19 protein-coding genes and 7 pseudogenes are annotated in these 21,028 nt (G+C 42.1%); 7 read left to right on the forward strand and 19 right to left on the reverse strand.

The window, feature by feature from the left end; translation table 11 throughout:
* Positions 1–78 precede the first annotated feature (78 nt).
* The 8 genes and pseudogenes from FFV08_06910 to FFV08_06945 form a co-directional block, all read right to left on the reverse strand.
* A complete protein-coding gene (locus FFV08_06910; protein ID QLB52371.1) occupies positions 79–1,035 on the reverse strand; it encodes an ABC transporter permease in 957 nt (318 codons plus the stop codon).
* 1 nt (position 1,036) lies between these two features.
* A pseudogene (locus FFV08_06915) lies at positions 1,037–2,130 on the reverse strand (ABC transporter permease).
* On the reverse strand, positions 2,123–3,658 hold the full coding sequence (locus tag FFV08_06920) for an ABC transporter ATP-binding protein (protein QLB52372.1): 1,536 nt from the start codon (positions 3,656–3,658) through the stop codon (positions 2,123–2,125). Before FFV08_06920 ends, FFV08_06915 begins: the two are co-directional and overlap by 8 nt.
* Before the next feature lie 140 nt (positions 3,659–3,798).
* Positions 3,799–4,854 carry a BMP family ABC transporter substrate-binding protein gene (locus FFV08_06925; GenBank protein QLB52373.1) on the reverse strand — a complete coding sequence of 352 codons (1,056 nt, stop codon included), beginning with the start codon at positions 4,852–4,854 and terminating at the stop codon, positions 3,799–3,801.
* Between the two features lie 71 nt (positions 4,855–4,925).
* Positions 4,926–5,315: a cytidine deaminase gene (locus FFV08_06930; GenBank protein ID QLB52374.1), complete on the reverse strand. Its 390-nt coding sequence runs from the start codon at positions 5,313–5,315 to the stop codon at positions 4,926–4,928.
* On the reverse strand, positions 5,302–5,964 hold the full coding sequence (gene deoC / locus FFV08_06935) for a deoxyribose-phosphate aldolase (protein QLB52375.1): 663 nt from the start codon (positions 5,962–5,964) through the stop codon (positions 5,302–5,304). Before deoC ends, FFV08_06930 begins: the two co-directional genes overlap by 14 nt.
* A 17-nt stretch (positions 5,965–5,981) precedes the next feature.
* Complete coding sequence (locus FFV08_06940; GenBank protein ID QLB52376.1) at positions 5,982–7,259, reverse strand: pyrimidine-nucleoside phosphorylase; 1,278 nt, start codon at positions 7,257–7,259, stop codon at positions 5,982–5,984.
* Between the two features lies 1 nt (position 7,260).
* Positions 7,261–7,848, reverse strand: coding sequence for a class I SAM-dependent methyltransferase (locus FFV08_06945; protein ID QLB52377.1), 588 nt, complete (start codon positions 7,846–7,848; stop codon positions 7,261–7,263).
* Between the two features lie 94 nt (positions 7,849–7,942).
* Between FFV08_06945 and FFV08_06950 the strand changes: the two genes are divergently transcribed.
* From FFV08_06950 to FFV08_06960, 3 genes and pseudogenes are all read left to right on the forward strand, one after another.
* Entirely contained in the window at positions 7,943–8,863 is a 921-nt protein-coding gene (locus FFV08_06950) for a type I pantothenate kinase (GenBank protein ID QLB52378.1), read from the forward strand.
* A 70-nt stretch (positions 8,864–8,933) separates the two neighbouring features.
* On the forward strand, positions 8,934–9,170 hold the full coding sequence (locus tag FFV08_06955; GenBank protein ID QLB52379.1) for a 30S ribosomal protein S20: 237 nt from the start codon (positions 8,934–8,936) through the stop codon (positions 9,168–9,170).
* Between the two features lie 57 nt (positions 9,171–9,227).
* Positions 9,228–9,335: pseudogene (locus tag FFV08_06960) on the forward strand (ATP-binding cassette domain-containing protein).
* A 35-nt stretch (positions 9,336–9,370) separates the two neighbouring features.
* Here the strand turns inward: FFV08_06960 and FFV08_06965 are convergent.
* Positions 9,371–9,439: pseudogene (locus FFV08_06965) on the reverse strand (GNAT family N-acetyltransferase).
* On the opposite strand from FFV08_06965, the pseudogene FFV08_06970 reads away from it, so the two are divergent.
* Positions 9,436–9,855: pseudogene (locus FFV08_06970) on the forward strand (topology modulation protein). The pseudogenes FFV08_06965 and FFV08_06970 overlap by 4 nt on opposite strands.
* 14 nt (positions 9,856–9,869) lie before the next feature.
* On the opposite strand, the gene FFV08_06975 reads toward FFV08_06970, so the two are convergent.
* The gene (locus tag FFV08_06975; protein QLB52380.1) at positions 9,870–10,445 is read right to left on the reverse strand and encodes a TetR/AcrR family transcriptional regulator; all 576 of its coding nucleotides are present in this window, start codon (positions 10,443–10,445) and stop codon (positions 9,870–9,872) included.
* A gap of 133 nt (positions 10,446–10,578) precedes the next feature.
* Between FFV08_06975 and FFV08_06980 the strand changes: the two genes are divergently transcribed.
* Together FFV08_06980 and FFV08_06985 are read left to right on the forward strand one after the other, a co-directional pair.
* Positions 10,579–11,421, forward strand: a complete 843-nt coding sequence (locus FFV08_06980; protein QLB52381.1) for a DegV family protein — start codon at positions 10,579–10,581, stop codon at positions 11,419–11,421.
* 104 nt (positions 11,422–11,525) lie between these two features.
* Complete coding sequence (locus tag FFV08_06985; protein QLB52382.1) at positions 11,526–12,299, forward strand: helix-turn-helix transcriptional regulator; 774 nt, start codon at positions 11,526–11,528, stop codon at positions 12,297–12,299.
* A gap of 161 nt (positions 12,300–12,460) precedes the next feature.
* Here FFV08_06985 and FFV08_06990 read toward each other — a convergent pair whose 3' ends face one another.
* The 7 genes and pseudogenes from FFV08_06990 to FFV08_07020 form a co-directional block, all read right to left on the reverse strand.
* Positions 12,461–12,820 carry a hypothetical protein gene (locus FFV08_06990; protein ID QLB52383.1) on the reverse strand — a complete coding sequence of 120 codons (360 nt, stop codon included), beginning with the start codon at positions 12,818–12,820 and terminating at the stop codon, positions 12,461–12,463.
* Positions 12,821–13,072: a hypothetical protein gene (locus FFV08_06995; protein ID QLB52384.1), complete on the reverse strand. Its 252-nt coding sequence runs from the start codon at positions 13,070–13,072 to the stop codon at positions 12,821–12,823.
* Positions 13,073–13,236: 164 nt separating this feature from the next.
* A pseudogene (locus FFV08_07000) lies at positions 13,237–14,802 on the reverse strand (hypothetical protein).
* Positions 14,793–15,152 (reverse strand): cingulin, encoded by a 360-nt coding sequence (locus tag FFV08_07005; GenBank protein QLB52385.1) that lies wholly within the window; start codon positions 15,150–15,152, stop codon positions 14,793–14,795. Before FFV08_07005 ends, FFV08_07000 begins: the two are co-directional and overlap by 10 nt.
* Position 15,153: 1 nt before the next feature.
* The gene (locus FFV08_07010) at positions 15,154–15,429 is read right to left on the reverse strand and encodes a TIGR04197 family type VII secretion effector (protein QLB53283.1); all 276 of its coding nucleotides are present in this window, start codon (positions 15,427–15,429) and stop codon (positions 15,154–15,156) included.
* Between the two features lie 124 nt (positions 15,430–15,553).
* Positions 15,554–17,190: pseudogene (locus FFV08_07015) on the reverse strand (hypothetical protein).
* Positions 17,180–17,923 (reverse strand): ABC transporter ATP-binding protein, encoded by a 744-nt coding sequence (locus FFV08_07020; GenBank protein QLB52386.1) that lies wholly within the window; start codon positions 17,921–17,923, stop codon positions 17,180–17,182. The pseudogene FFV08_07015 and the gene FFV08_07020 overlap by 11 nt, the downstream one beginning before the upstream one ends.
* Positions 17,924–18,135: 212 nt before the next feature.
* Between FFV08_07020 and FFV08_07025 the strand changes: the two genes are divergently transcribed.
* Positions 18,136–19,584 carry an alpha-amylase gene (locus FFV08_07025; protein QLB52387.1) on the forward strand — a complete coding sequence of 483 codons (1,449 nt, stop codon included), beginning with the start codon at positions 18,136–18,138 and terminating at the stop codon, positions 19,582–19,584.
* A gap of 156 nt (positions 19,585–19,740) precedes the next feature.
* Here the strand turns inward: FFV08_07025 and FFV08_07030 are convergent, their stop codons facing one another.
* On the reverse strand, positions 19,741–20,778 hold the full coding sequence (locus FFV08_07030) for a M42 family metallopeptidase (GenBank protein QLB52388.1): 1,038 nt from the start codon (positions 20,776–20,778) through the stop codon (positions 19,741–19,743).
* Between the two features lie 119 nt (positions 20,779–20,897).
* Positions 20,898–20,969, reverse strand: a pseudogene (locus FFV08_07035) (ABC transporter permease).
* Positions 20,970–21,028: the final 59 nt, after the last annotated feature.

The raw sequence follows: 21,028 nt of genomic DNA on the forward strand, positions 1-21,028 counted from the left end.
CAGAATTCTGATTACCAGAAAACTAGTTTTGTTCGCTTTTTATATTTGAGGTTGGACTTTTGTCCCAGCCTCGAAGATTTATTTAGACTTGATATAGTTGATACCATCCGCTTTCGGAGCAACAGCTTTACCGAAGAATGCCGCAAGGACTACAATCGTCAATACGTAAGGTGCAATCTGCAGATAAACCGTTGGAACACTTGAAAGCAATGGCAACTGGTTCCCGATAACTGCCAAACTTTGGGAAGCTCCAAAGAAGAGACTCGCCAACATGGCACCAATAGGACTCCATTTACCAAAAATCATAGCTGCCAAGGCGATAAATCCTGGACCTACGATAGTTGTCACAGCAAAGTTAACAGAGATTGACTGAGCATAAATAGCTCCACCAATACCACCGAGTAAACCAGAAATCATGACACCGCAATAACGCATGAGGTAAACATTGATTCCCAAGGTATCTGCAGCTTGCGGATGCTCTCCGACTGAGCGAAGACGCAGTCCAAATTTAGTCTTAAACATGACAAACCAAGCAAGGAAAGAGAAAGCAATGGCAAGATAACCAACCAAGCTTGTATGCTTGAAGAAAATGTCTCCCAAGACTGGAATATCAGACAGGACAGGGAAATTAAATTTCCCGAATGAACGCTGAATATTATCCGTTTGTCCCTTGTTATAAATAGCTTTAACAAGGAAAATTGCCAAGGCTGGTGCCAGTAAGTTCAGCACTGTACCACTCACAACATGGTCCGCACGGAAGGTAATGGTCGCAACAGCATGGATAAGAGAGAAGACAACTCCGACCAAACCAGCAGCAAGCAATGACAGCCATGGAGTCGCGCTACCCAAACTCTTCTCGAAAGTCAAGTTAAAGAGAACGCCTGTAAAAGCTCCCATTACCATGATGCCTTCCAAGCCAACATTAACAACACCAGCGTGCTCAGAGTAGGCTCCGCCAATACTTGTGAAAATCAAGGGAGCCGCATAAATCAGCATAGATGATACTAATAAACCTAATACCGTTACAATATTCATCCTAGTTTCCCTCCTTCACTTTTTCAGCTTCCTGCCGACGATTTTTAAGGAAATCAAAGATCGTCATACCTGTCATACGCTCAATCAGATAGTGGGCGCTGACAAAGAAGATGATAGAAGCTGTTACGATGTTTACAAGCTCTGTTGGAATCTGAGCCACGTTCATACCTGGAGCACCAACACTCAGAACCGCAAAGAGGAAGGCTGCAAAGAGAATTCCAATTGGAGAGTTGGCAGCCAAGAGACTTACCGCCATACCATTGAAACCAACACTCAAGGAACTTCCTTGAACAAAGACATTCTGATAAGTTCCAAGTCCTTCAACTACTCCTCCAAGGCCTGCAAGAGCACCTGAAATAATCATAGATACGATAATAGTACGCTTAGATGACATCCCTGCATACTCAGATGCATTTGGATTAAGCCCTACAGCACGAATTTCAAAACCAAGTGTTGTTTTCTTAAGCAAATACCAAATAACCACTACTGCAATCAAGGCAAAGAAGATACCGATATTCATCCGAGAGTTAGATGTAAGACTTCTCAACCACTCTGTTTGATAAATCGCATTGGCAGAAACACGCTTACTAGAGTCAATACTCTGCATCACAGATTTAGGGAAACTATGAATAACAGCATTTCCAACAAAGAGAACAATATAGTTCATCATAATGGTTACGATGACTTCACTTGTTCCCAGATAAGCACGCAGAATTCCTGGAATAGCGCCGATAACACCACCAGCTGCTGCCGCAATGACTACAGTAGCTAATAACATTAGCGGACGAGGTAAATTAGGGAAGGAAAGTGCAAACCAACCAGCCAAAATCCAGCCAGCTAAGGCTTGACCAGGAAGTCCAACATTAAAGAATCCAGCACGGCTAGCTACAGCAAAGCCCAAACCAATGAGAATCAGAGGCCCATCGCACGAGAAATCTCACCCAAACTTCTCAAAGAACCAAAAGCTGTTTTAAAGAGAGATTCATATCCCCAGAGGGCATCATAACCAAAGATGGCCATGACAACCGCTCCCAATAAAATCCCTAGAAGAACTGAGATTAAAGGAACCGCAATCTGTTGTGTTTTTTTAGACATTTGAAGCTCCCTTCTGAATCTTACCACCGGCCATGAGAATACCAAGTTCTTGCTTATTAGTTTCCTCTGGATTTACAATCCCCTGAATCTTACCATCATGGATAACTGCGATTCTATCAGAAACATTGAGGATTTCGTCTAGCTCGAAGCTAACAACGAGGACAGCCTTTCCTTGAGTCCGCGCTTCAATCAAGCGTTTATGAATGTATTCAATAGCTCCCACATCAAGTCCACGAGTTGGCTGACTGACAATCAGAAGGTCTGGATCACGGTCTACTTCCCGTGCAATGATAGCTTTCTGCTGATTTCCCCCTGAAAGTGCTGAAGCAGGTACATATTCGCTGGCCGCTCGAACATCAAACTCATCCATCAACTTACGAGCGTAAGAATAAATTTTACCATAGTTCAAGATTCCGTTTTTACTGAGCGGTTCTTTATAATAAGTCTGCAGAGCAATGTTTTCAGAAATAGACATTGCCAAAACCAAACCGTCACGGTGGCGGTCTTCAGGAACGTGGCTGACTTTCATTTCAGTAATTTGCCGTGGCTGCTTGCCAATAACAGACTGGTTCTTAATTGTAATCTCGCCAGAGCTTGTTTTTCTAAGTCCAGTAATAGCCTGAATCAGCTCGGTCTGACCATTGCCGTCAATCCCAGCAATACCAACAATCTCACCAGCACGGACATCAAGAGAAAGTCCCTTAACAGCTGGAACACCACGGTTTTCTTCAACAACAAGATCCTTGATTGACAGAACAGTTTCTTGAGGATTAGCAGGCTCTTTCTCAGTCTTGAAGGAAACAGCCCGTCCCACCATCATTTCAGCCAAATCTTGGTTAGTAGCACCAGCGATTTCAACTGTTTCAATAGATTTTCCGCGACGAATAACCGTTACGCGATCAGAAACTGCCCGAATCTCATCCAGCTTGTGAGTGATGAGAATGATAGATTTTCCTTCTTTGACGAGGTTCTTCATGATTTTCATCAATTCATCAATCTCAGCTGGCGTCAGAACGGCTGTTGGCTCGTCAAAAATGAGAATATCTGCCCCACGATAAAGAGTCTTGAGGATTTCAACCCGCTGCTGAGCACCGACAGAAATATCTTCAACCTTAGCAGATGGATCAACTGCCAAACCGTATTTCTTAGAAAGTTCCTTGATTTCTTTAGTCGCACCTTTCAAGTCCAACACACCATTTTTTGTGATTTCACTTCCAAGGATGATATTTTCAGCAACAGTAAATGCTTCAACAAGCATAAAGTGCTGGTGCACCATCCCGATACCAAGCGAGGCCGCCTTTGATGGAGAGTCCAGTTTAACTGACTTTCCATTCACTACAATCTCACCGCTGGTCGGTTCAAGCAGGCCAGCCAGCATATTCATCAAGGTTGACTTTCCGGCACCATTTTCTCCCAAAAGAGCGTGAATTTCACCTTTTCTGAGTTCCAAATTGATTTTATCATTGGCTACAAATTCACCAAAAATTTTGGTAATTTCTCGCATTTCAATGACATTTTCATGTGTCATGGCTCTTTCCTTTCCAGAATTTCATTTTATTTCAATAAAACTTACTGGCACAGCCCGTGCTAATAAATTCTATTGATACAAAGGCGTCTCAAATTTCAAAAAGGAGCGACCCTCCACGGTCGGATCGCTCTTAAATTGTTTTATTTGTCAGGAACAGTGATGCTGCCGTCAAGGATTTTTGCTTTCGCTTCTTCAACAGCCTTTTTCGCATCTTCTGATAGGTTTGTAGTTGTCAAGTCAACTCCACCGTCTTTCAGACCGAAGGTTGTAGTTTTACCACCTGGGAAGTTACCTTTAGCAGTTTGGTTAGCGATGTCTTGGACAGTCTTACCAACTTGTTTCAAGCTTGATGCCAAAACAAAGTTAGACTCTTTACCATCCTTAGACTTAAATTTACCTTCGTCAGTTTGGTCACGGTCAACACCAATTACCCAAACTTTATCTTCTTCATTTCTTGTTTCGTTGATTGATTTAGCTTCGTTAAATACTCCAGCACCAGTTCCGCCAGCAACTTGGTAAACCACATCTGCGCCTGCAGCGTATTGTGCAGCAGCAATTGTCTTACCTTTGGCTGCATCACCGAATGAACCAGCATAGTCCACTTGAACCTTGATAGATGGGTCAACTGATTTTACTCCTGCTTCGAAACCTTTTTCAAAACGTGTGAGAACTGTGCCTTCTATACCACCTACGAAACCAACTTGTTTTGTCTTAGTAGTTTTTGCAGCAGCAACACCAGCAAGGTATGCAGCTTCATTGTCAGCAAAGACAGCTGAAGCAACATTCTTTTGTCCTTCGATAACATCATCGACAATAACATAATTGATTTCTGTGTTATCTTTGGCAGCAGATTCAACCGCATCACGAAGGGCAAATCCGATACCAAATACTAGCTTGTAACCATCTGTAGCAGCTTGATTCAGGTTGTTTGCGTATTGAGACTCATCGGTAGATTGGTAGTAAGTGTAACCATTATCTTTTGAAAGACCGTTTTCTTTACCCCAAGCTTGCAAACCTTCCCAAGCTGACTGGTTAAATGATTTATCATCAACACCGCCAGTATCTGTTACGATAGCAACTTTCAAGTCAGTTTTCGCATCTGAAGAATCTGAGCGAGAAGCACGGTTTCCACATGCAGCAAGTCCGATTGCTGCAACAGTTACTAGACCAAGACCTAGCCATTGTTTTTTGTTCATTTCTGAACCTCCTAATTAAGATGTGCAACACAGTTGCAAGTTTGAGTTTGGTCAGATGACCGATAACAGACTTATGTTAAATCTGTAAAAGAATATGGAAGTAATTCCTTGACCGTCATCACGACCGTCGATTTATCTTTAGCGACCAAGGTCACTTTTAGATCCTCATCAAAAAATTCTGCCATTACTTGGCGGCAGGCACCACAGGGGGAAATGGGTTTGTCCGTCTCACCATAGACAATCAACTCCTCGAAGTCTAACGCTCCTTCTGAAACTGCCTTAAATATAGCTGTCCGCTCTCCGCAGTTGGTCAAGCCAAAACTAGCATTTTCAACGTTAACGCCGGTAAATACCCGTCCGTCTTTAGCGACCAAAACCGCTCCAATCGGGAAATGAGAATAGGGAACATAAGCATTTTTGCTGGCTTGAACAGCCAAGTCAATCAACTCAGTAGTCGCCACTAGCTTCTTCTCCCTTCATAATAGCCACACCAGCCGAAGTTCCGATCCGAGTCGCACCAGCTTCAATAAAGGCCTGAGCATCTTCGTAAGAACGAGCACCGCCAGAAGCCTTGACCCCCATGTCTGGACCAACTGTTTTTCTCATGAGTGCGACATCTTCGACCGTCGCACCGCCAGTTGAAAATCCTGTAGAGGTCTTAACAAAATCAGCTCCAGCTTTCTGAGCCAGTTGGCAAGCCTTAACCTTTTCCTCATCTGTCAGCAGGCAAGCTTCCAGAATCACCTTGACTAAGGTACCTTTAGCAGCTTCTACAACCGCACGGATATCTCGCTCTACCAAATCATAATCTTTTGATTTCAGAGCACCGACATTGATGACCATATCCACTTCGCCAGCACCCTTTTGGATGGCGTCCTTCGTTTCAAAGGCCTTTACATCGGAAGTGTTGGCGCCTAAAGGAAAACCAATTGGCACACAAACCTTGACATCTGAACCTTTCAGCTGCTCAGCAGCAAACTCTATCCAGGTTGGATTGACACAGATACTGGCAAAATCATAAACTTTTGCTTCTTCAATTAATTTCAGAACCTGCTCTTTTGACGCTTCCGGTTTTAAAAGCGTATGGTCTATATATTTGTTTAGCTTCATGTTGGATTCTCCTAGAATTAAGAAATTACCTCAATAATCTCGTTTACTGCAACGCTTTCATTACCTATTTTAACATTTTTTTGAAATTCTGTAACTAGTTCTTGAGAAATTTTTTCATTTGAATAAATTTTTGCGAAAACTTCTCCAATTTCGACCTTGTCTCCGACCTTCTTTTCAAAAACAATTCCTGTTTCATAATCCAAGTCGTCAGATTTAACTGCCCGTCCTGCTCCAAGTCTCATAGCAAAGAGGCCGAATTCCATGGCAGGTAGTTCAGTGATATAACCTGCCTGTTCAGTCCTTACTTCTAAAACATGAGCTGCACTTGATGGACGATAGAGGTCTTCCAAGTCGCCACCCTGGGCTGCAACCATTGCTTCAAATTGCTTCAAGGCAGCACCGTTGGTCAGCTGTTCTCTCACTTCTTCCACCGTTTTCTCAACATCTGCCAGTCCGAGCATAATCTGAGCCAACTCACAAATAAATGTTGTGATATCCTCACGGCCCTTGCCCTGCAAGATATTCAAGGCTTCCAAAATTTCCAGACGATTGCCGATGCTGGTTCCCAAAGGCTGACTCATATCTGTCAAGACAGCAACTGTTTTTCTGCCGACAGCCTTGCCCAAATCCACCATAGTGCGTGCTAACACACGAGCATCCTCTATATTTTTCATAAAGGCGCCTTCACCGACCGTGACATCCAGAAGGATGCTATCGGCACCAGCAGCAATCTTCTTACTCATGACAGAGCTCGCTATCAGCGGAATCGTATCAACAGTTGCAGTTACATCTCGCAAGGCATAAAGTAGCTTATCCGCCAAAACCAACTGATCTGACTGCCCGATTACTGACAAGCCGATTTCCTGCACCTGCTTGATAAAGTCTTCCTGACTGCGCTCTACCTGAAAGCCTTTAATGGATTCCAATTTATCAATGGTTCCTCCAGTATGGCCCAGCCCGCGGCCGCTCATTTTTGCAACGGGCACACCAAAGCTAGCCACCAAAGGTACTAAGACCAAAGTTACTTTATCTCCCACTCCTCCGGTGGAATGTTTGTCTACTTTTATACCTGCGATTTCTGACAGGTCAAACTGCTCACCAGTTCCAACCATTGTCATGGTTAAGTCTGAAATTTCCCGAGTTGTCATGCCCTTAAAAAAGACAGCCATCGCAAAGGCTGCCATCTGATAGTCAGGCACCGTCCCGTCCACATACCCCTCAATCAGCCACTGAATTTCCACACTGGTCAGCTCCAAACCGTCTCTCTTCTTTTGGATAATATCAACTGCACGCATCTTATTTTTCACTCCTTAATATATAATAGCCTTTGTCCTTCTTGACAATCTCACAGTTTCCAAAAACATCTTCCATCTTTGACTTGGCGCTGGGTGCTCCCTGCTTTTTCTGAATCACAAGGGTCAAATCTCCACCTTCTGTCAAATGCTCATAGCTTCCGTTGATGACTTCGTGCACGACTTGCTTACCAGCACGTATTGGCGGATTACTGATAATATGGTCGAAAATGCCGCTGACCTTTTCATAAACATTTGACTGGAAGATATGAGCAGATACCTGATTCCTCTCAGCATTCTGCTGAGCTAAGTCCAAGGCCCGCTGGTTGATATCTACCATGGTCGCAGCCACTCCGTACGCTTTGACTAAGCTCAAACCTAAAGGGCCATAACCGCAGCCAACATCCAAGACCCGTTCTCCAGCTTCAAAGTCCAAGACAGACAAAAGAACCCGACTGCCATAATCAATCATCTTTTTACTGAAGACACCAGCATCTGTCAAAAAAGTCAGCCGCTGTCCTAACAGTTCCACATTTAATTCATGAATATCGTGTTTGGCATCAGGATTTTCTGCAAAATACATTTTAGTCATACAACCATTTTATCATAATTTTCCTAGATTTGTAAATCGTTTTCATTTCTCCAAAAAGTATGTTATACTAAAGTCCATCATACAGGAGTAACTTATGACTAACGAATTTCTTCATTTTGAAAAAATCAGCCGCCATACATGGCAAAACCTGCATCGCAAAACAACTCCACCCCTGACTCAGGCTGAACTTAACTCTATCAAGAGTTTCAATGACAAGATTAGCCTGCAGGACGTGACGGACATTTACCTGCCCTTGACCAACCTCATTCAGATTTATAAACGTTCTAAAGAAGACTTGGCTTTTTCCAAGGGGATTTTTCTACAAAAGGAAAGCCGGAAACAGCCCTTTATCATCGGAGTTTCTGGCAGTGTGGCCGTTGGGAAATCCACCACCAGCCGGTTGCTGCAGATTTTACTTTCTCGGACTTTTTCAAATGCGACAGTCGAGTTAGTCACGACAGACGGTTTCTTATTTCCGAATAAAACCTTGGAAGACCATGGAATCTTAAACCGCAAAGGTTTCCCAGAAAGCTATAATATGGAGCTGCTTCTTTCCTTTCTGGATAGCATAAAAAACGGTCAGGATTTCCAAATTCCAGTATACTCGCATGAAACTTATGATATCGTCCCTCAAGAAATGCAAGAGGTAAAGGCTGCTGACTTTGTTATTGTCGAAGGCATCAATGTTTTCCAGAATCCTCAGAACGAGCGCCTATATATGACAGACTTTTTTGACTTTTCTATCTATGTTGATGCTGAAGTTGAAAACATTGAAAACTGGTATCTAGATCGCTTTAAAAAAATGCTGACGCTGGCTGAAAACGACCCCAAAAACTACTATCACCGCTTCACCACTCAAGCAGAAGAGGAAGTGGTAGCTTTCGCCCATAATGTCTGGAAAAGCATTAACCTTGTCAACCTGCTAGACTACATTGAGCCAACCCGGAATCGGGCAGAAATTATCCTGCACAAAGCCGGAAATCATGAAATTGATGAAATTTACTTAAAAAAATAAAAAAGCTTGTCAAATCCTAACTTTTCATATATAATTAGATAGTTAGTATTTTCAATGGAGGTGAAACAACTTGGCAAACATTAAATCAGCTATCAAACGCGCTGAATTGAACGTGAAACATAACGAAAAAAACTCAGCTCAAAAGTCAGCTATGCGTACTGCAATCAAAGCATTTGAAGCAAACCCATCTGAAGAACTTTTCCGTGCTGCTAGCTCAGCTATCGATAAAGCAGAAACAAAAGGTTTGATCCACAAAAACAAAGCAAGCCGCGATAAAGCACGCCTTTCAGCTAAACTTGCTAAATAATGCATACAAAGGGAGCTCTCAGGAGCTTTTTTTGTTTCTAACATAAAGGAGATAGGGATGAAAATAGCAATTATTGGTTATTCCGGTTCTGGCAAATCCACTTTAGCAGCACAACTGTCCCACCACTACTCCATTCCCAAACTTCACATAGATAGATTGCTATTTTTTACTCAATGAAAATCAAAGAGCAAACAAGGCAGCTAGCCGTAGGCAGTACTGGCGTACGGCAAGGCGACGCTAACGTGGTTTGAATTTGATTTTCGAAGAGTATCAACCTAGCTGGAAGGATAGTGACCGTGATTGGATGAGTGAACAGATGGATAATTTTTTGTCAAAAAATACCGACTGGATCATTGATGGCAACTACTCTTGGTGTTTTTATGACCGGCGGATGGAAGAAGCCGACAAAATTATCTTTCTGAACTTCTCTCGCTGGAACTGCCTCTATCGAGCTTTCAAACGCTATCTAAAATACCGTCATAAAACTAGAGAAAGCATGGCTCCAGGCTGTCCAGAGAAGTTTGACTGGGAATTTATCAGCTGGGTTCTCTGGAAGGGACGGCGTCAGACAGCACTGGCAAGGTATAAGAGAATCCGACAAACCTTTCCTCAGAAATTCTACGAATTAAGGAACCAAAAAGAACTGAACAACTTCTTACAGAACCTAAAAACAAGCGAGCCCTAATGACCCACTTGTTTTTATTTGATTTTCTTTTTCTGTGGGAAAAGAGGCAGGCCTAAAGAAGCTATTTTTTCAGCTGGAACCTTCATACCGTCCTTAATCCACTTGGAGAGAACAGAAACAACTGCCGAACTCCAGAAGGAATTCATATAAGAGTTAGTCATTTTCTTAGCATTACGATTGCGCTTTTCCAAAAAGTCAAATACGGCCTGAGTCAGTAACTTTTCAAAATTATAGTCAATGGCTAGACTGATAACCCGAGCTTCTTTCTTGGCTTCCTTAAAAAGAAAAAGCCAGATTTGGTACATCTCCGTTTTGAAGTTAAACTCTTCCAATTTATCCGTAATACCTTGAACAGTGTTTTTAAAAATCTCTTCTAGAATCTGCTCCTTAGAGCTATAATTGCGGTAAAATGCAGCGCGGGAAACTCCAGCTCGCTCAACCAGCTCTGAAATCGTGATCTTTTTGAGTTCTTTCTTCTCCAATAGCTGCATGAGAGAGATTTCCAGAGACTCTCTCGTGATTTGATTGGATTCCTGATTGTATTTCTTTAAATTCGCGAGTGACTTTTCCGATATTTTCTTTTCCGACATAACAATTTCTTCCCTCTTGTCTCAGCTGACAGTTTCCGCTTTCTAGTAAGCATCCTTCATGTTATAATTTTAAAAAAAGACAGGTTTTTTGTCAATTTTTTTATAGTACATACTTGACAAAAAGGAGAAAAATATGACTTGGAAAATTATAGCTGACTCTGGCTGTGACTTTCGTGAAATGGCAAACGTGGCTAAAGACACTCAATTTGAAAGTGTTCCCTTGACCATTCAAGTGGAAAATGAGATTTTTGTAGATGATAAGCAGCTTGATATCGATCTTATGATGGAGAAAATGTATGCTTCTTCTGCTGCTTCTAAGTCTGCCTGCCCTAGTCCAGATGACTATCTCAAAAGTTTTGAGGGAGCCGACAAGATCTTTGTGGTGACTATCACCGGCACTCTATCTGGCAGCAATAATAGTGCACAGGTTGCTAAGAAAATCTTTTTGGAAGAACATTCTGATGCCCAGATTCATGTCATTGATAGTCTTTCTGCTGGCGGCGAGGTGGACTTACTTGTGACTAAACTCAATGAACTCATCCAGCAAGATCTCAGCTTTGATGAAGTTGTTGAAGTCATTAGTCGCTATCAAGAGAAAACCAAGCTTCTCTTCGTTCTGGCAAAGGTAGATAACTTGGTCAAAAACGGCCGGCTTAGCAAACTTCTGGGAACCGTTGTCGGCTTGCTCAATATCCGCATGGTCGGTGAAGCTAGCCAGACTGGCACGCTAGAACTTCTGCAAAAGGCACGCGGTCCGAAAAAAGCTCTTACTTCTGCCATCGAAGAATTACTCAAAGCCGGTTACAAGGGTGGCCGACTCATCATCGCTCACCGCAATAACGAGAAGTTCTGCCAGCAATTTAGTCAACTAGTACAAGAAAAGTATCCCCAAGCTCAAATCGAAATGGTGCCGACTTCAGGACTCTGCAGCTTCTATGCTGAGGAAGGCGGAATCTTAATGGGCTACGAAATTTAATACAATATCTAAAAAAGTAAAGGATTAGGCTAAGATAATTGACCTAATCCTTTACTTTTTCGATTTAATTCGCTATAATTGAAACAAGTAAAGGAGTTGATATTATGGCCAGAGGAAGAGGCGCCGCAAGCCCCCAAGATAAGGAAGCAAGTCTTCTCATTTCTAAAAAACTCAAAGAACTTCTCAAGGAAACAGGTAAAAAACAAGTCGAACTATCTCGTGAAACAGGCATCCCTGCTAGTACTCTGACTGGCTATATCAAAGGGACATCTCTGCCTATCGCAGCCAATCTAGAAAAGATTGCAAGATTTTTTGAAGTGGAGGTTGAAGAAATCGACCCTCGTTACCGACTAATCGCTGACATCCCTCAGCAATTTCCCGATTTAAATCGTATTTATCAACAACTTGACCAAGACAGACAGGAGAAAGGATTAAAGCTGCTGGAAGCTAGCCTCACTGAACAAGAAGCACATGCCGGCTTAAAGGACGACTACTTCCCCTACTTGGTTTATGAAAACTACTACCTCTCTCAGCATAAGCCTGAACAAGCTGATTTGGTCTGGCTGGACAGAGAAATTGACTACGATATTGCTCTTTGGGTACGAACAGACTCGTTAGAGCCCAAGTATCCGAGGGATTCCGTAGCGCTAATCAAGCAGACTCATTTTGAGCTTGCCGGTGCTATCTATGCTATTGACTATGACGGCCAAACCATTATAAAAAGGGTCTTCAACGATCCATCCGGTATTCGTCTGATTTCCCTTAATAAAAAATATAGTGACAAGTTTATCCCGCATGAGGAAGAGCCTAAGCTCATCGGCCGAGTCATGGCGACTTTCATGCCACTGGATGTAGAAAAAATACAGAAAAACAATTAACAGCTCTGCGAATGTGCAGAGCTGTTATTTTGATGATTATCAGTCAAAAAATTTTTTATTAAGTTATGAATGATAGCATTGTAAGTTAGTTAGAATTTTTTGATTTGTCATGCAGAAATTTATAGAACAAATTCCCCGTTCTTCAGTAGGAAAAATATATTTTACAAAAAGTTCACTTCTAACCTGTCAATCTTACATGTAACATATTGACCAATTAGATAGGAATAGTCCTCTAACCACTCACTTGTGATAGGAAATCCAACATCAATTGTTTCTGAGTCAATCATTTTTCCTGTTATAATATAAGAATAATTTTCAATATGAGTGATATCATAACTTTCATTATCCGCTAATTGTAATTCAAAACCTCCAAACATATAGAACGATAGCTCTCCATTATATTCTTCTCCTTCTTTAATATTATACAGCGCCATAGATAGCATCGCTTCAAATTTTTGATTAACAATTTGAATAATAATATTATCTGTATCATCAAGTGAAATAATTTTCATTTTAGTCATCTATTGTTCTCCTCCCATCACTGGATTAATATTTTTGATAAATTCACCATTATTCACCTTTTTCCAAAAATCTTTCCCAGATTTTGTATGATATGTTGCAATATTCCCTTCAGAACTTATCCCAACAAATTCAAACTTCGCATTTCCTCTTGAATCATTTCCCATAAACCTGACAAAAGCTTTAGTTGATTCCCCTCTATACTGAATCTCAATCTCTATTCCATTCCTGATGACATCGTTTGCACCTTCCAAATATTCTTTAGGATTAGAGTATAAATTATTGAATTCATCCCATGCTTCTGGAAATGTTCCATTAGTTTTTGTTCACTATTGAAGTTAAAATTCATATTATTTGAGTTACTGGTTTGTCCTACAGATAGCAAAGAATTATTGTTAGGAATCTCGGCTTCCGGCACTACCGGCTGACTCCCCACACTTGGAATTTTCCCTTTGATCCAATCTTTTCCTTTGCCGATGGCTTCGGGGATTGTTGTATAGGGTTTATTGTAATACTGGTTATACCCCACATAAGCAGAATACAAGGCAGTTCCCCAGCTAAGTGTTTCAGTGATTGGATGGATGTGATTATACCATTCAGCTGTTTGGATTTCTTCGGCTGTCGCAGGCTCAAGTGTAATTGGATTAATCCCTTCTTCAAGGATGTAATGATTGAACTTCGCCGTGTAATTAGGATCACGCCAGCTAAGTAATTTCTGACTGTCCATTAAAAAATAACGGTCTGTCACATAGCGATGATTGGCCCATTCAGTCTCTGACATGCCTAAACTGCCAAATGGTTTCACATGAGCCTGGGAAATGGCATTTTTGAGCTCAGGAAATTCTTTTTCTATCTCCTCTTGGCTCATACCATCTATTTTTTTCTTGAAAGCTGGATTAACCTTAGCTAATTCTGTGGGACTCAAGCCTAGATGATCACTTTTTACTTGGTCATATCTCGCCATAATCAATTTAAGAGCATCCTGACTCATAGTTGCAATAGATACATCAGTATATCCCGTGTTTAAAAAATGTTCATAGGCCTGAATCTTGTCACCATACTTTTCCTCAAGTTCAGCTCGGGTCATATTGAAAACATCCAGTAGATTCTCCCCTTTATCTGTCTTAAGATTTTTATTAAAGTTAGCAATAATCTTCTTCCATTCAGAACGTGGTTTACCCCGCAGCTTCTCTGCGAGCTTACCTCGGTAATAGATTTCAGCAGCACCAGATAATTTCATATCTTTGACTGCCTTGTCTATGGCCTGTTCTTGCGGGGTTTGATAATCACTCTTTGAAACAGTCTGAATCTCTTGAGCCTTCATCTTAGTAGACCAACTCATATCTATGCCTTCAGTAGAATAATTCCCATCACTATCTACCAACACCTGACTAAGCTGTGTCGCTCCTTGGATAGCTAAGTTCAAAACCTGCAGACTATCTGTGAAATACTGGGACACCTGAGCCACAAACCATTCCAGTTTGTCAATTTTTTCCTGAATTTCCCGAATGCCGATATTTAGCTGGTTTTCCACCTCAGTCAGAGCAATCGTCTTGGACAAATTATCAGCTAATTTCCCTGCAAATCCATCGCTAATCCGGCGAGATAGAGACTGATACTCCGCCAACTGAGCTTGGGTTTTCTCCAACATCTCCTGTTTTATTTTCAGCTGTTCTTTCAATAACTCCAAATCTAACTCGCCGTATTTGGCCACCTCGGCATCGGCACTTTTATAAGAGGAAAGTTCCCCCTGAATATCATCAATAGCCTCTTGCAGCTTCTTGATGGCGGGGATGATTACTTCGGTAAATAAGCCTCTCCCCGCTGTGTAAGCCGCTCCCTGCAACTCACCCGACTCCAAAGAGGCAATCAGATGGTCGCAGCCACTAGATAGACGATCGGTCACTTGATTAGCTACTTGAAGGTTGCTGGTCATCGCTTGGATAAGCTGGGCTGAATCTGCTGCACTATATTTTACTCCCATGGCAGACTATTCCTTTCTTTGGTCAGTTCTTCTCGCTCTTTTTCCATAGTCTTTCTTGCTTGATGACTAATCTTTCCCAGTTCATCCATCTGAACATCCACATAGTTCTTAACCTGTCGGTTAAGATACTGAGTTTCTGCTAAATCACGACTGAGGGCAGCAGAGCTTTGAGGGTGCTCATAAAGTAGATGTTCCATTCGAGTCGTCAAATAGTGGAAATCCGTCGCAAAATTCGCCAGAGAAATCTCATATTGACGTTTCATCGTCATAAATTCGTCTTCTTTTTGGTCAACTTTGAGAATTTTTTCGTAAAGTGCCTGGCGTTCTTTTTCGCTTTTATCTGCCTTCATCTCAACTCTCCCAGCGCTTGGCTTCCTCTATATCGCGTTTCTCAATTTTTGCAGCAATTTCTGGAAATTTATTGGCCTGAGTCAGAACAGCTGAGCTGAAGTCACTGACAGCCTGCAGCATTTGATTGCAGGCCTGACGGCCAGCTTCCATCCCAGCAATCCCTGTTGTATAGGAAAATTCGACTTGTTGATTTTGTGCATTGCTAGTATCAACTCCAACTAGCTCGCTGATAGCAGAGCCAGCTGAAATAGCGCTCGATTTAATTTGTCCCATTATTTCTTCTCCTTTTGGAATTGTATTCAAGAAAACATAAAACATACCCTTTCATTATAACATATCCCTCAAAATAATAGACTCAAAAAGAAAAAATCAGAAAGTCTTTCGACTTCCTGATGCTCTTTTAATAAAATACTGCTAACTCTTCATTTAGCTTTTTCATGTAGTGTTTGTGGACTATGTAAGACAACACAGCTAATCCTACTAGAACTAGAGCCACTATCGTATAAATTACCAGAGGCGCAAGAACATTGGATATAAAGAAGAGAAATGTAATGACAATCATCATTCCTAAAATCAGAGCGATAGCTAGGAGAGTTTTCACCATATTGTTACCTCGGCTCATCAATTCTGTGACATTGGACCAATTGGTCACGAGATGCTTGTAGTCTCGGTAGTAACCCCAGGAACTCCACATTAGACTAATCAAGGCCCAAACAATCACCATTCCCAAGAAAGTCACTGGATGCATACCGAAAACAAGGCTGCTTATCAAAAGCAAGGTTAGAGGCAGGATAGACTGGACGGCAAAGAGCTGCCAAAACTTCAGACGAATATATTGCTTCAAATCAAAGGGGAGAACCTTGAGATAATCAAAATTTTCCCTTTCCAGAGAAATCCCAATAGCCGTAAGGTTGCTGCCGCCTGAGTTTAGCGTTGCAATCAAAACAGCCAAGGCCATCATTGGCAAGAGGAAACGCGGTCCCAGATAAGAAGTCAAAGACAAGCCGCCTTGTATCATACCCATTCCCATACTGAAAATGACAATGTAAGGGAGAATGGCCGACATAAAGATGGCCTGCATAATGACAGAACCCTCGCTCAAAAGCCTGATATTGTAGCGCCAGACAAACTTTTTGAGATTTTTTGCTTCAGCAATATTGATGTCATGCACGCGCTCCCGCTTTCCTACTGAAGAGCCTGTCATGAGAGCTGCCTCATAAAATTCTGGAATTACCTTGGTCTTTACGATGAAAAATAGAAGAGCTGCAACTGCCACCCAGCCCAAAATCCCAGCAAGGAAGCTGTATGAAAAGGATGAAGAATAAAATCATAAAAAGCCTGAACTGGAGGGAAGAAAGCTTTAACCTCTGTACGATTTATAACGCTTCTGCTGTTCATTTGATTAATCATAAAATAGAGGAAAAAGGAGCCAATGGAGACAAGAGCCAGAATGACATTGGACAGGATGGTCTTGTACTTCCTGAAAAAGGCTGTCTTGGTAATAAAATGGACGGCAATCAAAATCAGAAAGGTGATAACTGAACTTAAAATCAGAATAGCAAGCAGAGCCAAGGGTAGGCCCAAGAAAGGATTACCACCTTGAAAAGCCAAAACCAAGAAATAACTGAACATAGGCAAAATGGCAATCAGCAAGGTCAGAATAACCGAAATGCTTTTTCCGACGATGATTTCTGCTTCGCTAAAAGCATAGGGGCGATAAGACTGCAAGTCCTTGCTTTCATAAAAGACATTGTAAAAAACCAGAAAGCCCTGAGACATAGAAAAGAGAGCAAAAGCAGAAACCAAATTGGCAAAGAGACCTGGATTGCCAACTAGTTGGTTCAGGGAGCCCATCAAACCGAAAAGAAAGAGATAGACCAGTCCTAAGATCAGATACATGCGGATAGCCTTCAGCGATACATTGACCTTGCGCTCAGGATTCTTAGCTTGCATCTTGCGGTACTGCTGCAGCTGAGAAGGCTGAATAGCATAGAGAATGTTGATATCAACGAGTTTTTTTATAGCTTTAATGCGCATCAGGACTCACCTCTTCTCTACGGCCTGCCAGACCAAGATAAATGGTTTCAAGAGACTGTTCTGGATGTTGGCCTTTTAGTTCTTCAATAGTTCCGTAGAAAATCAATTTCCCTTTTTTGAGAATGGCCACCTTATCACAGAGCTGCTCTGCCACTTCCAAGACATGGGTTGAAAAGAGAACTGTATTTCCTTTATCCGCATGCTCCCGCATCATCTGCTTGAGGTCAAAAGCCGCCTGCGGATCAAGACCAGTCAGCGGCTCATCCAGCACCCAAATATCCGGGTCAGACAAAAGCGCCGCTATGACGAAGACTTTTTGCCTCATCCCATGAGAGAATGAATCAATGACCTCATAACGATGAGATCCAAAGTCGAAAATATGGAGCAGATTTCCCAGTCGCTCTTCGACTTCAGCATTTGTCATATCGTAAGAAGTCGCTACCAGTTCCCAGAACTCATTGGCAGTTAGGCGCAAAAATAAATCTGGTGAATCAGCTACATAGCCGATTTTTTTCTTGATTTCCAAGCGATTAGCGGATAATTCTTTCCCATCTACAAAAATCTGTCCACTACTAGGATTGATGACGCTGACTAATGACTTAATGGTAGTAGATTTTCCGGCGCCATTGTGACCAATCAGACCGACGATTTCTCCGCTTTGCAAGGTTAGATTCAGCTGATTGAGAGCTACCGTTCCTTCATAAACTTTAGTGACATCTTTAAATTCAATCATAAGAGAGCTCCTTTACCGATTTCTATACAGATTAGTATACTCTTTTTGCAGCTTTTTGTCTCAGCTGAAAATGTTTCATTTTCAATTTTAAAAAGATTTCTCAAATTATAAAAGAGTTAAGTGTTTATGATAGTGAAAAGCGCAAACGATTGCGTCTTTCTGCTTCTTTTGGTACAATAAAGCCTAGCAATAAGAATTATAGGAATCACAGTATGGAAAATCAAACTTTAATGCAGTATTTTGAATGGTATCTGCCAGATGACGGTCAGCATTGGAATCGCTTGGCAGAAGACGCACCTAACTTAGCAGCGAAAGGAATTCGCAAGGTCTGGATGCCGCCGGCTTTCAAGGGAACCAGCTCTAATGATGTCGGATATGGCGTATATGACCTCTTTGATTTAGGAGAGTTCGACCAAAAAGGGACTGTACGCACCAAGTATGGCTTGAAGGAAGAATACCTCCGAGCAATTGAAGCGCTTGAGCAGAACGGCATTGAGGCTATTGCGGATGTTGTCCTCAATCACAAGGCCGCAGCTGACTACAAAGAGCGTTTTACCGTCGTTGAAGTTGATCCTAATGACCGCACAAAGGTCTTGTCAGAACCTTTCGAGATTAAAGGCTGGACTAAGTTTGTCTTCCCAGGCCGCAAAAAAGCTTACAATGACTTCGAATGGCACTGGTACCACTTCACCGGCACTGACTATGATGCAAAAAACAACAAGTCAGGCATTTTTCTCATCCAAGGCGACAATAAAGGTTGGGCAGATGATGAGCTAGTAGACAATGAGAATGGTAACTACGACTATCTCATGTATGCGGATATTGATTTCAAGCACCCCGAAGTCATCCAGAATCTCTACGACTGGGCTCATTGGTTTATTGAAAGCACTGGTGTTCATGGCTTTCGCTTAGATGCTGTTAAACACATTGATTCATTCTTTATGAAGAATTTCATCCGCGATATTACTGAAAAATACGGTGACGATTTCTATGTCTTTGGGGAATTTTGGAATAGTGACGAGACAGCCAATAACGATTATCTAGAAAGTATTGACTACCGCTTTGACCTAGTTGATGTCAAGCTCCATCAGAATTTATTTGATGCCAGCAAATCTGGAGCAGACTATGACCTGCGAACTATTTTTGATCAAACACTTGCACAAAATCATCCTGAATCGGCTGTAACCTTTGTAGACAATCACGATACTCAGAGAGGTCAGGCTCTGGAATCTACTGTCGAAGAATGGTTCAAGCCTGCGGCCTATGCTCTCATACTTCTAAGAGAAGCTGGATTGCCCTGCGTCTTTTACGGAGACTACTATGGCATTAGCGGAGAATTTGCCCAAGAGAGCTTTCAAGAGGTACTGGATAAACTCCTAGACACCCGTCTCAATCTAGCCTATGGTGAGCAGACCGACTACTTTGACGATGCAAACTGTATCGGCTGGACTCGTCAAGGTAAGGACGATGGTCAGCCAATCGCTGTCCTTATCAGCAATGCTCAATCCGCTAGTAAATCCATGCTAATCGGTCCAGAATGGGTCGGCAGAGAATTCAGCGATTATCTAGGCAACAACGCTCAAATCGTAACCATTGACGACCAAGGCTGGGGAGAATTTCCTGTGGAGGAAAAATCAGTTAGTGTCTGGAGTGTCAGGTAATCAATTTTCTTATAGCAAACTAAAAACCGATTCGCAGTACACTGACGAATCGGTTTTTAAGTTTCTAGGCTTTGAGGTAGTTGAAGAAGAGCTCCTGTTTTCTATAGAACTGCCGTTACATAGAAATCCCCGCCAATAAGATAAAATGAAGTTCACTCACTCCACCAATCCACTTCTTAGATAAGCATCCACCATACGCTCTGTCGCAACGACTGAATCGATATGGGTTCGCTCATAAGAGTGGCTGGATTCGATACCTGCACCTAGCAGGGCATGCTTGACTTCTGCTCCTGCACTCATGGCTGCAGAGGCATCTGACCCGTAGAATGGATAGATATCCAGTTTGTAAGGAATGTCCTGCTCCTTGGCTAAATTTACCAAATGCTGGCGGAAGCCATAGTGATAAGGTCCTGAAGCATCCTTGACACAGATGGAAACCGTGTATTCATCCGTCTGCTGGTCGTCACCCATAGCGCCCATATCAACCGCTAAGTACTCTACCGCTTGCGCCGGCAGACTGGAATTTGCCCCGTGGCCAACCTCTTCAAAGACACTGAAAGCAAAATGAGTCGTCACTGGCAGATGAATAGCTTCCTCTTTATAAACGCGCAAAAGATTGAGCAAAATAGCTGCGCTGACCTTGTCATCCAGAAAACGAGACTTGATAAAGCCTGACTCGGTAACAGTGGTACGCGGGTCAAAGGAAATGAAATCACCGACTTCAATTCCCAAATCGCGTGTTTCCTTCTCACTCGTCACCTTTTCATCCAAACGGACTTCCATATTCTCCTGAGTTCGCTCAACCGTTCCAGCATCCTTGTAGACATGGCAGGAAGTTTGGTGAACTAAGATAGTTCCGCTAATGGTCTTGTCGCTACTAGCTACATGGACTAGACAGTTTTCTCCTTCAATCATGTTCCAAGGGAAACCGCCAATCCGATCTAGCTTGAGACGACCGTCAGACTTAATAGCCCGAACAATAGCCCCCAGTGTATCCACATGAGCAGTCACTACCCGATGCTGGGCATCATTTTCACCTTTAACCACAACATGAACACCGCCTTTATTGGTTCTGACTGGCTTATAACCCAATCCTTGCAGCGTTTGTACCAAATAGTCTGCCACCTCAGCTGTAAAGCCTGTTGGGGAAGAGATAGCCGTTAATTCTTGTAAATATTGAACAGTTTTATTCATGAATGTCTCCTCATCGTTTTTCTTTATTATAGCACAAAGAAAGCCTGAGCAAATAGATTTTCAGCAGGCTTTTAATAATTAACAACAATAAAAACTCCTCAATTACTATCGCCGTACTGCTACTCTTTCTCCTCCTGAACTTCAATCTTTTTCAACTCCCAAAAAAAGAGATTGACCAGAAAACCTGAAAGCAAAAACGGCCATTCAAATATCTGCTTATTTCAGAGTTTATAAATTTAACCGTCAGCAC

The organism is Streptococcus sanguinis (assembly GCA_013378335.1).
Lineage (GTDB): Bacteria > Bacillota > Bacilli > Lactobacillales > Streptococcaceae > Streptococcus > Streptococcus sanguinis_I.

Bases quoted from the DNA above. Each gene is read 5' to 3' on its own strand.
- FFV08_06925 (QLB52373.1), bottom strand. From the start codon at position 4,854: ATGAACAAAAAACAATGGCTAGGTCTTGGTCTAGTAACTGTTGCAGCA.
- FFV08_06945 (QLB52377.1), bottom strand. From the start codon at position 7,848: ATGACTAAAATGTATTTTGCAGAAAATCCTGATGCCAAACACGATATT.
- FFV08_07025 (QLB52387.1), top strand. From the start codon at position 18,136: ATGGAAAATCAAACTTTAATGCAGTATTTTGAATGGTATCTGCCAGAT.
- FFV08_06985 (QLB52382.1), top strand. From the start codon at position 11,526: ATGGCCAGAGGAAGAGGCGCCGCAAGCCCCCAAGATAAGGAAGCAAGT.
- FFV08_06940 (QLB52376.1), bottom strand. From the start codon at position 7,259: ATGCGTGCAGTTGATATTATCCAAAAGAAGAGAGACGGTTTGGAGCTG.
- FFV08_06920 (QLB52372.1), bottom strand. From the start codon at position 3,658: ATGACACATGAAAATGTCATTGAAATGCGAGAAATTACCAAAATTTTT.
- FFV08_07005 (QLB52385.1), bottom strand. From the start codon at position 15,152: ATGAAGGCAGATAAAAGCGAAAAAGAACGCCAGGCACTTTACGAAAAA.
- FFV08_06950 (QLB52378.1), top strand. From the start codon at position 7,943: ATGACTAACGAATTTCTTCATTTTGAAAAAATCAGCCGCCATACATGG.
- deoC (QLB52375.1), bottom strand. From the start codon at position 5,964: ATGAAGCTAAACAAATATATAGACCATACGCTTTTAAAACCGGAAGCG.
- FFV08_06990 (QLB52383.1), bottom strand. From the start codon at position 12,820: ATGACTAAAATGAAAATTATTTCACTTGATGATACAGATAATATTATT.
- FFV08_07020 (QLB52386.1), bottom strand. From the start codon at position 17,923: ATGATTGAATTTAAAGATGTCACTAAAGTTTATGAAGGAACGGTAGCT.
- FFV08_07030 (QLB52388.1), bottom strand. From the start codon at position 20,778: ATGAATAAAACTGTTCAATATTTACAAGAATTAACGGCTATCTCTTCC.
- FFV08_06980 (QLB52381.1), top strand. From the start codon at position 10,579: ATGACTTGGAAAATTATAGCTGACTCTGGCTGTGACTTTCGTGAAATG.
- FFV08_06910 (QLB52371.1), bottom strand. From the start codon at position 1,035: ATGAATATTGTAACGGTATTAGGTTTATTAGTATCATCTATGCTGATT.
- FFV08_06975 (QLB52380.1), bottom strand. From the start codon at position 10,445: ATGTCGGAAAAGAAAATATCGGAAAAGTCACTCGCGAATTTAAAGAAA.